This window comes from Oleiphilus sp. HI0066, from assembly GCF_001635725.1.
Map to the genome: position 1 here is coordinate 1 of NZ_LWFH01001123.1, position 13,989 is coordinate 13,989.

Genomic DNA, 13,989 nt, shown 5'->3' on the forward strand with positions numbered 1-13,989 from the left:
AACCGGGAATAATCTGTGTGTTTACAACGTCTGAATTGAATGAGTTCCAATCGGCGTTGGCGAGTGAGCAAGACGTAAAAAATAAGCACCCTAATAAAAAGGATTTATGTCGCATAAAAAGACTGGTCATCTAGAGTGACTCCACAAACTGGATCAGGTGGTTCTGATCAGACTGAGATAAATTGACGAATTGCGTTTTACTTTTTCTAGCTTCTCCGCCATGCCATAAAATAGCTTCTGTTACGGTTCTTGCTCGACCATCGTGCAATAGTCGTAACTGCTGGTTGACTTGCTTTTGGTATGCCAGGCCCCAAAGTGGGGGTGTACGCCATTCAGAGCCGTTTGCTTGATGCTCTATAAAGCCATCTGCTAACTTCTCGCCCATATCATGCAACAAGAAGTCTGAGTATGGCCATATGGTTTCGTTAACCGGCAGCGCTTGGATTTTTGAATCAAGAGTATAACTTGGTCGGTGACAGTCCGCGCAGCCAATATCGGAAAATAGTTGCTGACCTTTTATTCCTTTATCGTCTAAATTCACTCTTTTGGGCACGCTAGTCATCGAAGTGAAGTACAAAATACTTTGCATGACTTTGTCTGATGCTTCGTAGCCATCTTGTTGTTCTGTATTGCCGTGTGCTTGCGCCAAACAGTCAGTTTGTTGCTCGGTACAGTCTCCATAACCAGAAGGGAACCACTTCGAACCAACTCCAATGTCAGTGTGTAGGGCATTGGCGTTTTGCTGAGCAAGCGTGGCTTGTCCGGACTTCCAGCCAAAACGTCCTAGTTCTGATGAATTAGTATCTCTGCTGGGAACATAATTCGGTCTCCCAGAAATGCCATCGTTATTCGTATCATTAGGGTCTGCCCATTTTAGAATGTCTTCGTCGTCAATTGATTCAATTAGCCCTAGCCCAATTAATGCACCTGCCATTCGAGGTGATTGTTGTGTGCTTGGATGGAGAGAGTGATTGCTAGGGAATGATAGAGTGTATCGGGGTTCAAAAAGCGATACGGATGTATTTGAGGCTACTGACACCATTTGAGTTGAATAGTGAATCTCCAAATTAGCTTCTGCCTGTCCATTGGGGTAAGCAAAGGGCTGTATTTGCGTACCATAAAATGGGTCTTGACCGAACTCTGGGTTGTTTAGTCTGATCACTAACCCAACCGGATTGATCACGAGATTCTCTGAGAAATCAAGCTTTGCTCTTCCGTTTTTGACATGGCATTGGGCACAAGATCGCGCGTTGTATAAAGGGCCTAGACCATCACTAGCTTGGGTGCTTGAAGGCGCAAATACCCATAGTTTTTCGAATAAGGCTTGTCCTACTCTATAGTTTAAGCCTTCTTCTAGTCCGATGCCTTTGAAAGGCTGAAGGAACGTATCAGCGCCTGTATTAGAAGCACTTAACGAGCCGGCAGGGAGATGATGATTATAATCATCGCTTTTTGAAGTATGTTCCGCAGACGTAAAGGTGCTTACATAAAAAAGAGAGGCAACTAACAGGCTGCCAAACCCTAAAATCGTTATTGGTTTGCTTGTAATCATAAACAAAAAAACCGGGCTATTAAGCCCGGGAGAGAAGCGCCAAAATGGCAAACTGAATGTTAGTTATAGTTGAGCAATTTTTTAAAGTACTGCGCTTGGGTTGTCTAAGCTGTCAGAGCCTTCAACTTCGATCTCTTCAAGATTGAGAGCCACAACAATTTTTTCGATAGTTTTGGTTTGATCCACAAGAGCGTCCACGACGTCTTGAATTACTTTATTCCCTTCCGCATTGCCTTCACCAATTAAAACATCGAAGGTGTTTCCTTTGTTCGCTTCATCAACCATTACTTGCATCGCTGACATTGTAACGTCTAGTTTGTTGCGCATTTCTTGGTCTAGTTCGGCATCTTTTGCTGCGACAAGATCTGAAAGACTTGCGCCGTCGACAACTTCTCCGCTTACCTTAGTGTAAGAGCCAAGGTAAATATTTCTAATACCTAGTGCGTCGTTGAAGTGAGATGCATGCGTGTTATCTGCAAAGCAATCGTGCTCTTCTTCTGGGTCATGAAGCATTAGGCCAAGCTTGATACGTTCACCGGCAAGCTCGCCATAACTAAGACTACCCATACCTGTTAGCATGGTAGAAAGACCGCCATTATCACCTTTCGCAAGAAGTTGTTTGGTGGCTTCACCGTCTGCAGTCCATGCTGCAACAATATCTTCAAGATCAGAAATTAATAGTGTACTTGCAGCTTGAAGATACTCGCGACGACGGTCACAGTTGCCGTTAGTGCAGTTTTCTAGTGAGAAATCTGTTGCTGGACGTGCGCCCGCGCCTTGATTTGTTCCATTAAGATCTTGACCCCATAGCAGGAATTCAATGGCGTGGTATCCAGTTGCTACGTTCGATTCAACTTCATCAATTTCTTGAAGCTGTTCTGATAGCAACGCTGGCGTGATTGATGATGCATCTACTTCAACGCCACCAACGTTAAGCTTTGGATTGGCGATTATGTTTGCAGCGTAATATGGGTTTTCATCAGATTCAGTGCCATAACTAGCGTCAACGTAATCAATGAGGCCTTCGTCTAGTGGCCAAGCATTTACTTTGCCTTCCCAGTCATCAACATATGCGTTGCCAAACCGATATGCTTCGGTTTGTTGGTAAGGTACACGCGCTTCAATCCAAGCTGATTTTGCCGCCGCAAGCGACTCTTCAGATGGAGCGTCTAGCAAAGCTTTGATTGCAGTATCGAGTGTTTTTGCCGTGTTCAATGAGTCGCCATAGTTTGATTGAGCGATACTTACATATTGACTAACCACGTCAGTAGCCGTTGCTGTCTTTTGCGCTGGAGCTTCATCTACAGTACTGCACGCAGTGAGTAGAGCGCCTGAGATAATTGCAGCGCTAACAAGTTTAGTGTGTTCCATTTATTTCCCCAAAAAATGATTTATTTTTAGTTGTGCATGCCATGTTATTGCTAATGAGAATGATTAGCAATAACTATTTTATAAGGTGTTCATATTTTTTGTCCGTCAAGGTTTTCATAAAAGCAACAAGTGCTTTTATGCGTCGAGTGTCTAAAGCGGGTCCATGTTCTAGCTCCTTCAGTGAGATATTTTCCGACACTTCGGCGTCTAACCACCGTTGATTAGTTTCAGGGTTGGTTTGATTCTTTGAAGAACGGCTGTTGTATTTGTTGTAAAACCGCACCACTGTTTCAAGTTCGTTAAACACGCCGTTATGCATATATGGTGCTGTGATTGCAACGTTTCTAAGCGTAGGGACTTTAAACTTCCCATTTAGCTTGGCACGGTTTTCTGTATTTATTTTGTCGGTAGAGCCTAGGCCAAAATCTTGGCTTCGTGGAGGAGTGCCGTTAATTTTTCTCAACGCAATATTGCTTGGAACACCAATATTATGGTGCGTGTAGTCTGTAAATGTTTCTTGAGCGGCTATGTTGCTGGTATGAAGTTGGTGGCATTGATTGCAGTTCGTAAATTGCTGGGAGAAGAAGAGCGTCATACCTAAGTCTTCTTCAGCCGTCATTTGGTATTCTCCCCGAAGATACCGATCGTATTTTGAGTCAAATGGGGATAACTCCGTGCTTGTTTCATAATTCGCGATTGCTGTAATCGCTGCATCAAATAACTTGCCGTTTTCTTTAACAACTTGTTCGCCGAAGAGTTTCGAAAACGCGGAAAGGTAGTTTTGATTTTCTCGGATGCGTTGTGAAAATTCAGCGTCTGAACGAAGCCCCATTTCATCAGGGTTAAGGGGAGGGCCAGCCGCTTGCTCTTTTAGGTTGTTTGCACGACCGTCCCAAAATAGTCCGCCAATGTACTGACCTGAGTCATTTATATGAAATTCAGGTGTGAAGCTAGCATAGGCGGCACTCGGAGTATTTCGGTCACCGATACTTGTGTTATTTGCTCCAATTGAGCCGGCGCTTGCGGCATTGAGTGATCGTGGATCTGTAAAAGCCTTGTCTGGATGGTGGCAGCTTGCGCACGATTGATTTCTGTTTATTGATAAATTTTGATCAAAAAAAAGATTTTTGCCGAGCGATTGGAGCTCGCTTAGTTCGCTAGCATAGCTTGATACAGTGTATGCGAGTGTGGCGATACAAAATATTGAGAGTAATCGGATTTTCATTGTATGCGTTAGAGTTCTGTCAGTTTCCCCAAGAGTATAGATAAGTTAAAGCAAATGCGAATGATTTAGATCAAGTATTGATTAACCTTTATATGTGGCGATAATAGCGGCCGACTTATTGAGAGATCTTACTTTTGAAAAAATCGAACACTTTTCTGTCTGGTTCTGTAGCGCGCCAGCTATTGTCGATGACTTTTGCATCGTGGATTGCAATGGTTGCAGGGATGTTACTGTCCTTGGTCGATACCTATTTTTTAAGTCGTTTGAATGATGTGCATGTCCTTTCTGCAATGGGATTTGCTAGTTCAATTGGCTTGTTCATGTCTGCGATTGGTATCGGTTTATCGGTCGCTACTTCTGTGCTGGTGAGTCAAAAATTGACTCGCTCGGGAGAACACGCAGCGCATCAGTTATTTACATCTATTGTGTTGATGGGATTGCTCATTGGTTTGCTCGTGATGTCAGTCTTGTTATTAGGGTTGCCATTTATTTTATCCATTCTCGGTGCCAAGGGAGCGTCTTTTGATTACGCAACAAGCTATCTCCAGCTAACTTTGCTGGTATCCCCATTAGGTGTTTTAGCCATGATTTTCGCATCTGGCCTGCGCGCTGCAGCAATGGCCAAGGCATCGATGTGGATATCTTTGATTGCAACGATTGTGAATATCATATTGTGTCCAATCTTCATTGAATGGTTTGAGTGGGGAATAGAGGGGGCAGCATGTGCAACTATCGTTGCACGCTTTATCTCTTTTGGAATTGGTATTTGGTACTTCGGACACCAGTTGCGTTGGTTTAAACGAATTGATTTGATCTTCGTCAAACAAGAGTTTCCGGGCGTAAGACGAATTACAATGCCGGTGCTGATTTCAAATTGGTTCATGCCAGTGGGAAGTATGATCGTTGTTTGGATAGTTGCTGCTTATGGCGATGAGGCAATGGCGGGCATGGCCATTGTTGGTAGTTTAGGTCCAGTTTTGTTTTCAGTGTTTTTCTCGATCACCGGAGCTGCAGGCCCAATGGTGGGGCAAAACGTAGGCGCTAATCAGCCAGAGCGTGTGGGGCAGATCTACAGGTCTGGCCTATGTTTGATCGCATGTTACACCTTGATTATATGGGTTTTAGGCATGCTTAGTTATGATGCTATTGCAGATATGTATGATGTTGATGGCATAGCAGCAGGCATGATTATGATTTATTGCTTGGTGCAAATACCGCTATCTATGGGTATTGGAGCGATCGCTTTATCAAATGGTATTTTCAATAATCTCGGCAAGCCTAATTGGTCAATGCGCTTGAGTTTAGCGAGGGCAACAATGGGGACTTTATTGTTGTGTTATGTTGGTAGCGAATTGTTCGGTTTGTATGGAGCGCTGATTGGTTCAAGTCTGACGTTTTTCGTATTCGGCTTATTTGCAGTCGTTTTGGCAAATCGTTTGTTTTTTCGCACCTATCCTGACAGCCGGTTAGTTTTCTCGAATCGATACTAATTGTTTAAATTAATCTTATTATCAGTTTATAACGTAGTTTAAAAGCTGATTTTAACTAAGAATTCTAAGGTGATTAATATGATTCAAGTCGGAGATAAACTTCCCGAGCACACATTTCAGTTGTTAAACGACGACGGGATGCAGAATCCAACAAGTTCTGAGCTATTTTCTGGTAAGAAGGTTGTGCTGTTTGCTGTGCCTGGAGCTTTTACGCCAACGTGTTCTGCAGCGCATTTGCCGAGCTATGTTGTGCATGCGGATGAGCTAAAGGGCAAAGGTGTCGATGCGATCATATGCACTTCAGTCAATGATGCATTTGTGATGAAGGCATGGGGAGATTCATCTAATGCTGAAAACCTATTGATGCTCGCTGACGGGGACGGAGAGTTTGCTAAAGCGATTGGCTTAGGTGTCGAGACAGGCGCGTTTGGCGGGATTCGCTCGCAGCGCTATTCAATGATTGTGGAAGATGGCGTAGTAACGGCTTTGAATATCGATCAACCTATGCAGTATGAAGTGAGCGGAGCTGAGGTCATCTTAGGTCAGCTCTAAATCGTGCTCTTCAGAAAGGGAGAGGTTTAATGAGTTTGATGATCTCTCCAGTTTTAATGGCTGAATCAAGTGACTCAGCCATTCTCTCTGTTTCTTGTAGAACTGTGTTCCAATATTTTTGTCTTGTTGTGACGTCTAAGTCTACGAAGTCGTTTCTGTCCGGGATCTTTCCGTAGGGTAGAGCGCTAATAAAGTCTTTCGATGGGCAAATGAGCACTGTTCTGTCGTAGTGTTCACTTCTCGCAACTCTCTTTGAGCTTTTATCAAACCAACCAGGTTTGGGCGTTGGGTTGAAATGTGGGTACAAGCATAGCCCTTTGTTTTGAATCTCAAAGTCAAAGTGGTAATCGATTACTCCTCCATCTCGATACATTCCCGAAGGGGCGCCTGGTATATTTCTTATCCCTGCCATAACCATCGGTATGGAGCCCGACGCCAAGAGTGCCGGCATTAAGTTACTGTCTGAAAGCGAGACATGTTGCGTTGGAATGTTATCGGGGTCTTGTAGGGTGAATTCACTATTAGGGTGATGAAATACAAAGCGTTCGAACTGAGATTTTAAATGCTTGCGGTTGATTCTATTGCCAACATAACTCTTTGCTAGACCAAGTCCCTGTAGCATCGTATTTTCATACTGCACAAAACCCTTAGATTTAGCGACGATAAAGTGTGCTTTAAAGACTGGGTTGTGAAGAATTTCATCAATGCCGGACTCACTAACAACGTCTCTTAATAGTATTTCTGCTTTGTCAGTAATGTCGCGTGGTTTCGGTTTTTCCGGATATATAGTCGCGCAATAATGACTGGCGAATCGCTCGATCGCTACAACTGGATTGGCTTGCGCAAAACAAGCTGCTCGGAAGGCTCCGGCGCTGGAGCCAATGAGATTGAGTTCTTGAGTTCTATCTTTAAAGAAATATCCAAAAAGGTATCTATCTAAGCCGTATAAACTAAACCATTTTGGGCCTCCGGAGGCACCCAGAAACGACGTAAATAGCGATTGTTTGAATCCTTGTTCTTGAATCGTTTTTCGTGCAGTTTCGCCAGCGTAAAGCTCGATCAAAACGTATCCTTATATGTGATATTTTGTTTGATGTATTGGTTTGACAGCACGATCATTAATCGAAAAGGCAGTCGATGCAACAAGCTTTAGCGAGAAAATATAGATTCTCTTCCGTGAAACTTGTCGCAAGAAGGTCCGTAAAAGGGAATAAGATTGAAGGGAGTTAAAGCATGAGGTTGCAAGTTAAGCCGATTCATTTTTTCGATGCTCAATTAGGGCTGTTCGTTGGTAGTGTTCACTTCTCGCTACTCTCTTTGAGCTTTTATCATGCCAATCTGGTTTGAGTGTCGGATTCAAAAAAGGGTAAACATACTCAATGTTTACCCTTATCGGTATCAACTAATTGCGGTAGCCTGTTTAGTTAAAAGTTATACTTCATGCCGACCTGAACTTGCCTTGGAATACCTGGTCTGTCGCCAAAAGGGCGTAGCGAGGTGACGTAGACTTTATTTAGCGCGTTTCTCAGGCTGGCATAAATATGCAGGTCCTTAGAAACTTTATAACTGCTCTTCAAGTCAACGACTATGTAGTCGTCGATAGTTCTGTTGCTAGGACTTACATTCGTATTTGCGGTGTCATTTCGCTCGCCAACGTACTTGACGATAAGGTGATTTTGCCAGCTTTTACCAACGATACCTGTCGAGAAGCTCGCTTGGTGTTCTGGAATATATGGTAGTGGATCACCGCTCTTGATATCACCTACGCCCCAATCTGGGTTGGTTGAACCAAAGCTTTCCGCAAATTTGGCCTGAGTATAGGTGTAGTTAAACTTAAATGGATAAGACAGATCATTGTGTTGCAGGCTATAACCCAGCGTAATTTCGGCACCTAATATCTCTGCTGCGCCACCATTAAATTCTTTGTCTATGTCAGCGTCGGCACAGCCAGAAGAGAAGGTGCATACGCCTTTAATGTTAGAGTAATCATTATAAAATCCGACTAGCTCCGTATTGAAAGCGCCTTCGTAATAACGAAAGCCAGCTTCATAGTTGATACTTTCTTCAGGGTCGATATCATCATTTTGTCCGGGACCAACCGGTGAAAAGCCTTTATATACGCCGGCGAGTAATCCCAGTTCTGGTGTGAGTTGATAGAACGCACCTAGTCCTGGAATCAAAACCGTATCTTCATTCGATATGTCATCAGCGTTGCTGCTGGAACGATCCTTTCGCACGGTATCAATAAACTCTGCTCTGGCACCACCTGTCAGTGTCCAATCGCCTATTCTGATTTTATCTTGTACATGGATTGCTATTGCGTCTGTGGAATCTTTGTTGGTTGTGGTTGCAACAGTCGCGGCTCCGTCAGAGATGAGCTCGCCGTTCGTCATCAAAAACGAGTCTGTCGTATGATTTCGCTCGATGTAGTCATTATGAAGGCGGAATCCAAACTCGAATTCATGTGCGACTCCGAGAAGCATTGGGTCCCAGTGTGCCAAAAACTGTATGCCTTGAGAAACATATTCACGATCGTTGTTGCCAACAATTAGCGTTCCGTCTGGGCCCAGATCTGACGAGTTTATTTCGCCGCGTAATACCTGAATAAAATCGACATTAATGCCTTGATTCGGATTGGCAAAGATTTCCGATAAAGATGTATTGGTATCGAAACCATTTAACTTAGACCAGAGTCGTTCAAACTCATTGCGATAAACAATGGTCGTCAACGATAAGGTAGGGTCGAGTTCGATATAGTGCGTTAGCATCAATTGCTTATGCTCGGCGTCCATATGGTCTCGGTCACTAGCTGCATAGCGTCGATAAGGCGTGTCCTGAAAGTCTTCTTCTGTGACACCAAGATAGGTAGAGTCAGAGTCTTCATCCGAGTACTGAATTTTGACTTCCAATTGCTGATAAATATCGGCGCTAATATCTGAGTTGATCAAGCCCTTCAGCGTAATATCACTTTTGTTAAAGCCAGTGTCATTGCCAGTGTCTAGGTCTTTAAAACCATCAGTCTGTAAGTTGATGCCGTCGACTAACCAGCCCCAAGTATCTGTTCTCTGGCCATAGAACAAATGCGCTTTTGAATAGGCGTCTGTACCGTAGGCGATATTTAGGCGTCCACCATCTTCTTCTGGAACTGAGCGTGTCACCATATTTACCGCCCCGCCCACAGTGTTAGGTCCATATTTAATGGCAGACGGGCCTTTAAATACTTCTATACCTTCCATCTTTGCGAACATTGGAAAGTAGTATGCGGCAGGAGCTGAGTAGGGCGCAGGCCCGATCAAAACTGCATCTTCCATTAATGCGATTTTACGGCTGCGATGCGGATGTGCGCCACGCAAACCGATATTGGGTCTTAAGCCATAGCCTTCCTCTTCTTGAATATTGACGCCCGGTATATGGCTTAACACACGATTAATATCATCATATTCAAACTTTTCGATGTCATTTTGGTCGATGAGATGCGCGGAACCCGGTTGTTTTTTGATCTGAGTCGCACCGCCGGTAATGTAGATGTCTTCGCGTTTAACGCTGGTAATGGAAGACGAAGCGACTGCTTCTTCGGTACTAAGTGAAGCCTCATTTTCAGATTGCGCGTGTGATAGTGGGCTAATGCAAAACGCTAGAGGTGCCGCAAAGGCAAGGTGTAACAGCTTAATTTTCATAGTCAGGTATAGGGTAAAATCTATGGTAATAAAAATAACTAAGCGAGATCACAATCTTCTTTGTGAGCCTAGAAGATTGTGACCTCGCTCGATATAGAAAATAACAACGCTAGCGCTTTGGTCTAGTCGTTATCTCCTTCTGCTGATTGAGGAATCGCTAAAGTTAGTGCTGTGACGAAATCAGTCTTAAGAACATCTGTGACTTTCTTAACATCAGCATGCAGTGCGCAAGCTTCTTCAAGTCTGTTATCTGAAGTAGAGTTAGTGCAGTCAGCCTCATTGATTCCTGTCACGCTAGCAACGAGTGTAGTGCCGAAATTATCGATGTTTGCAATTGCCGCATTAATATCGGTTGTCATGGTGGATGCGATATTGCCTTGGCCTGCATCTTCAAGTAAATCGTCCATGCCGTTATTTAATACCGCGAGAAAACCTTGAAGATTTGCTTTGATGTTTGCCAGCGATTGGTTGGCGTATGTAGATTCAACTGTTTCAGGGCAGCTTGTACTAGCACAGTCAGCGCTGATACCGGCAGGCTCCGCTATTTTCATATCTTTCACTTCTGTATCTAGATAGAACAGTGCGTCTGATATTTCATTCAACGCCTCTGTTGCTGAAGAGTACCGAGAGCTTGTGCTGCCTGCAGTACTTAATTGTTGAAAATAGTTGTCACCTGCACCTTGCCAGTCGTCCAACAAAGCGGTGATTTGAGCTGCAACGTCGTTTGCTACGATTTTGGCATATTCACAACGGGCAAGTGAGCGGTCAGCATCTGTTCTGATATTCCACGCACCGTTTGTCGGACTTGTTGTTGAGCTGTCTGTTGAACACGTGTGGTCAAGATCATTGGAATACAGTAGATATTCAAGCGCATCTAATCCGATACGACGAGGGGTTTGGCTGTTAATATCAAATCCTGCTGTATCGTCATCATAATCAACTAAGGCGCCATCAACAAAGCAACTGCTTTTGGCCGGCCAGCTATAAATTCGCTCTCGAATACTATTGTTCCCGCCGTCGAATGATGGCCCGAAGTTCATGACTTCAGCTTGTTGCCACGCAGTCATCGCAGCTTGCCAAGTGCTCTGAGCTGTCGCTAGGGTGGATGCGACATTGGCGGAACTAATTGCCACTTCATCGCAATATGCATCAATAGCATTTGCTAGGCTTAGTGCTTGGTTGTTGCTGTTCTGTAAAACTGGAATCACGGCATTCGCAATATCGGTTAGTGCTTGTTGTTGGGCAGTCAATTCTGCATCCGGAGTGGGGTTGTTGTTTGTATCTGAGCTTGAGCTACCTCCACCACCACAGGCTGTTAGGAGAAATACGGAGGCGCTGATAATTACAGAAGAACGTTTCCAGTTGAACATAATGTACCTCAATTCTTATGTGTTGGTTTCAATGAGCAAGTGATTAAGGTTTGCTTGCTGGAACTGAAACTAGGTTAGACCTGATAATGTTTGTGTTTTTAAACGCACAAAAGGGTAGGCTCTAAATGAATCCTACCCTTGTTGTAAAGCTATCCGTTGCTCAGCGGCTTGTATAACTGCTTAATGTGCTGGCTAACGGAAATTGCGTAGGTGCTTACCAGCCGTTTTCACCGTTTGCATCACCCATATTCTCATCAGCAAAGTTGTAAGCAGCTTGGAGAATATCGCGTGAAGCAATCAGGCTTGCACGATAGTTATTGATCGTGGTTGTATCGGCAGTAGAAAGTACAGGTGCATCACCTAGGTTGGTGTTGATTGTTTCAATGTCTGTGATACTGATTAGTGCATTCGGGTTAAATTGAAGGCCCATAACAAAACCTTTCAACTCTGACCAATGTTTCGCGTGATTGCGGAAACTGTAATCATTCGTACCGAAATCGTTCATGTCTTGAAGCGTGTCGTTGATATAGTGAACAGCTGTTGCCGCGTACACTTTTTCCCAGTTGTTAACGATGATGTCGCGTTGCGCTTCCAGTTCGACTAGGTCAACATCAGCACCACTTTCAGTAATCAAGCTGCGACCTGTTACGAAGGCATCAAAGATAGCTGTAGTGAAATTAGTTTTAGCATCATCCGAGCTACCAAAATCGCGTTTTGCGGCATTAACTGCTGCTGCGAAGTTGATTTCTGAACGCAGGTCAATTTCACCGTCGCCATTTGTGTCGAAGTAACCTTCACCACGTGGGTTGCCCTCTGCAGAGCTGTGGTTGCGGATCTCAGCGTCGGTGTATAGGTCGTAGTCACGTGCTGCGCCGAAGTAGCCGAATGCTTCGTCCCAAGCATGTTCTAGCCCTGAGTAAGGCTTAGGAACACCGCTTTTCACGGTTTGCTCTGCACTTGCGTTGATACCTTTGCCATTACCAAGATCATCGCTTAAATAGTCACCCGTACCTTGAGAGTACGCTACTGACATGAGCAAGAACTTGTTGGTAAGTTGTTGCAGGTCAACACCTGTAACTGTCAAATAAGGAGGTAGTGCGTCACCCGCATCTACAGGGTTGAGGCGTACGCTTGGATCAACAGCATTTGCTGCAACGATACCGAATAGGTATTGAACAAACTCGTCTGGTGTTGGGTTTGCGTCCAGACCTGTTGCCCAGCCGCGCAGAGTAGTGTGGCGTAGGCTGTTGTCTTCACCAGCAATTTTTTCTTTCAGGTCTTTTCCAGTGGAAATGTCGCCGTAGGTTGGGCCTGGGCTAAGCGTTTCTGCGCCTTTGGTCAAAAGGTAATTGGTGTTATCAATATCACCGCCAGAATTAGCGTCATATAGAGCATTTAATTCATCCAGCACATCGCTAGCTACTGTGGCCGTAGCGAAATCGCCAGCGATTAGACTTTTCAAATCTGAAATTAATACTTGGCGCGCTGTTTGACCAGAATAGGAAATACTACTTTCGCCTGCTTCAAACTGGCTTTCAAAAGAATAGGCAGGTTGAGCGGAAGAACCGCCTCCATCGCTGCTACTGCAGCCAGCAAATGCAACGCTAAGTGCCATTGCTGAAAGGGTAAACGTCTTTTTCATTTTTTATAATCCAAATAAATTGTGATAAATGATAATAATTATTATTTGCGTCAGGAGTTTATTTTTTTTTCGCGAGAGATGTCAAATAATAATGAAAATAATTATGATTTTTATTTAAATTATTATTGGTGAGCGCGTTAAATTGTAGGGTCTTATGGCCTTTTGAGCCCGAAGTTAAGTCTTTCGTATTGATCTGTGCGGTAGAGGGTCCCTCCCATGCGATCCCAGATAGATAATTGAGAACCAAAATTTAGATTATGGTGTTCGGGAGCAGAACTGTGATGAATCTGATGTTGCGCAGGACTAATAAATATTCGCTCTAGTGGGCCAAATGATAGCCAAATGTGAGAATGGCGAAGGTTTGCCCCAAACAGGTTGAATGCAAAGCGTGCGGCGTTGACTCCCATAATTGTAGTGAGATCTATATTCTGGCCTGAGCAATAAAAAAAACATCCTGTCACTACACCGGTCACTAGTACATCACGCGTGTATTGCAGCGCAGACTCTACGGGATGAATACGATAGAGTGTAAGGGGGGTCATTGTCCTTGCGGAGTGGTGCCATTTATGGAATTGCCAAAGCCATGGTATTTGATGCATCAAACGATGGAGCAGATAACGTGACGCATCTAATACTAGTGTAAGGGATAAGCTGTACGAAAGAATTAAAAAAGACTGAGACACTGTTGATGTTTCGGTGCCTGACAACTCTAGTGGTCCAAACACAAGGGTAAGCAGCTTGACTGTATAAAACCCTACTGAAAACGCGCTGATAATAAGCGGAATAAACAAGAGTGCTTTTAAGGTTGCGTTGAGGCAGAGCAGTCCAAAATCGATTGCGCTTGAGCGATTAAGCCAGATTGCTTTGGGGAAGATGAAGCGCAGAAGTCCAGCTAGAAATAGAGATTGTGAAAGGCTATTTCTTGAACGCCAAATGTGACGATGATAAACCCAGGTTGCAAGAATGAGCGCCGATAGAATATAGCCAAAATAAAGACGTTTGTTTGGTTCCAGTAAAAACTGCATGGGAACAAGTACAGCTTCGTAAATTGCCTCTTCATCTATTGGGAATAGCATTGCTGGCCAATTGTGTCCTTTGACTTCTTGAATT

Annotated in this window: 10 protein-coding genes; 2 read left to right on the forward strand and 8 right to left on the reverse strand. The window is 44.0% G+C overall.

The annotated features are described in order from the left end of the window. Positions 1-130: 130 nt before the first annotated feature. From A3738_RS14735 to A3738_RS14745, 3 genes are all read right to left on the reverse strand, one after another. The gene (locus A3738_RS14735; protein ID WP_068476950.1) at positions 131-1,552 is read right to left on the reverse strand and encodes a di-heme oxidoredictase family protein; all 1,422 of its coding nucleotides are present in this window, start codon (positions 1,550-1,552) and stop codon (positions 131-133) included. A gap of 81 nt (positions 1,553-1,633) precedes the next feature. Next, entirely contained in the window at positions 1,634-2,923 is a 1,290-nt protein-coding gene (locus A3738_RS14740) for an imelysin family protein (RefSeq protein WP_068476948.1), read from the reverse strand. Between the two features lie 73 nt (positions 2,924-2,996). Beyond that, on the reverse strand, positions 2,997-4,148 hold the full coding sequence (locus tag A3738_RS14745; protein ID WP_068476946.1) for a cytochrome-c peroxidase: 1,152 nt from the start codon (positions 4,146-4,148) through the stop codon (positions 2,997-2,999). Positions 4,149-4,282: 134 nt separating this feature from the next. Between A3738_RS14745 and A3738_RS14750 the strand changes: the two genes are divergently transcribed. Further along, on the forward strand, positions 4,283-5,638 hold the full coding sequence (locus A3738_RS14750; RefSeq protein WP_068476944.1) for an MATE family efflux transporter: 1,356 nt from the start codon (positions 4,283-4,285) through the stop codon (positions 5,636-5,638). A gap of 78 nt (positions 5,639-5,716) precedes the next feature. Further along, positions 5,717-6,190 (forward strand): peroxiredoxin, encoded by a 474-nt coding sequence (locus A3738_RS14755; protein WP_068476942.1) that lies wholly within the window; start codon positions 5,717-5,719, stop codon positions 6,188-6,190. 10 nt (positions 6,191-6,200) lie between these two features. Here A3738_RS14755 and A3738_RS14760 read toward each other — a convergent pair whose 3' ends face one another. The 5 genes from A3738_RS14760 to A3738_RS14780 all read right to left on the reverse strand — a co-directional run. After that, a complete protein-coding gene (locus A3738_RS14760; protein WP_068476941.1) occupies positions 6,201-7,253 on the reverse strand; it encodes a hypothetical protein in 1,053 nt (350 codons plus the stop codon). Between the two features lie 361 nt (positions 7,254-7,614). After that, positions 7,615-9,867: a TonB-dependent receptor domain-containing protein gene (locus A3738_RS14765; protein WP_082868904.1), complete on the reverse strand. Its 2,253-nt coding sequence runs from the start codon at positions 9,865-9,867 to the stop codon at positions 7,615-7,617. 122 nt (positions 9,868-9,989) lie between these two features. Next, complete coding sequence (locus A3738_RS14770; protein ID WP_068476939.1) at positions 9,990-11,237, reverse strand: imelysin family protein; 1,248 nt, start codon at positions 11,235-11,237, stop codon at positions 9,990-9,992. 214 nt (positions 11,238-11,451) lie between these two features. After that, positions 11,452-12,879: a DUF4856 domain-containing protein gene (locus A3738_RS14775; RefSeq protein WP_082878488.1), complete on the reverse strand. Its 1,428-nt coding sequence runs from the start codon at positions 12,877-12,879 to the stop codon at positions 11,452-11,454. Between the two features lie 152 nt (positions 12,880-13,031). After that, positions 13,032-13,989, reverse strand: a 958-nt coding sequence (locus A3738_RS14780; RefSeq protein WP_156504273.1) for a sterol desaturase family protein, incomplete at its 5' end; no start/stop codon positions are given.

What these genes read in the sequence shown, in the direction of transcription:
- A3738_RS14735 (WP_068476950.1), bottom strand. Translation starts at nt 1,552, where the DNA reads ATGATTACAAGCAAACCAATAACGATTTTAGGGTTTGGCAGCCTGTTA.
- A3738_RS14740 (WP_068476948.1), bottom strand. Translation starts at nt 2,923, where the DNA reads ATGGAACACACTAAACTTGTTAGCGCTGCAATTATCTCAGGCGCTCTA.
- A3738_RS14745 (WP_068476946.1), bottom strand. Translation starts at nt 4,148, where the DNA reads ATGAAAATCCGATTACTCTCAATATTTTGTATCGCCACACTCGCATAC.
- A3738_RS14755 (WP_068476942.1), top strand. Translation starts at nt 5,717, where the DNA reads ATGATTCAAGTCGGAGATAAACTTCCCGAGCACACATTTCAGTTGTTA.
- A3738_RS14765 (WP_082868904.1), bottom strand. Translation starts at nt 9,867, where the DNA reads ATGAAAATTAAGCTGTTACACCTTGCCTTTGCGGCACCTCTAGCGTTT.
- A3738_RS14770 (WP_068476939.1), bottom strand. Translation starts at nt 11,237, where the DNA reads ATGTTCAACTGGAAACGTTCTTCTGTAATTATCAGCGCCTCCGTATTT.
- A3738_RS14775 (WP_082878488.1), bottom strand. Translation starts at nt 12,879, where the DNA reads ATGAAAAAGACGTTTACCCTTTCAGCAATGGCACTTAGCGTTGCATTT.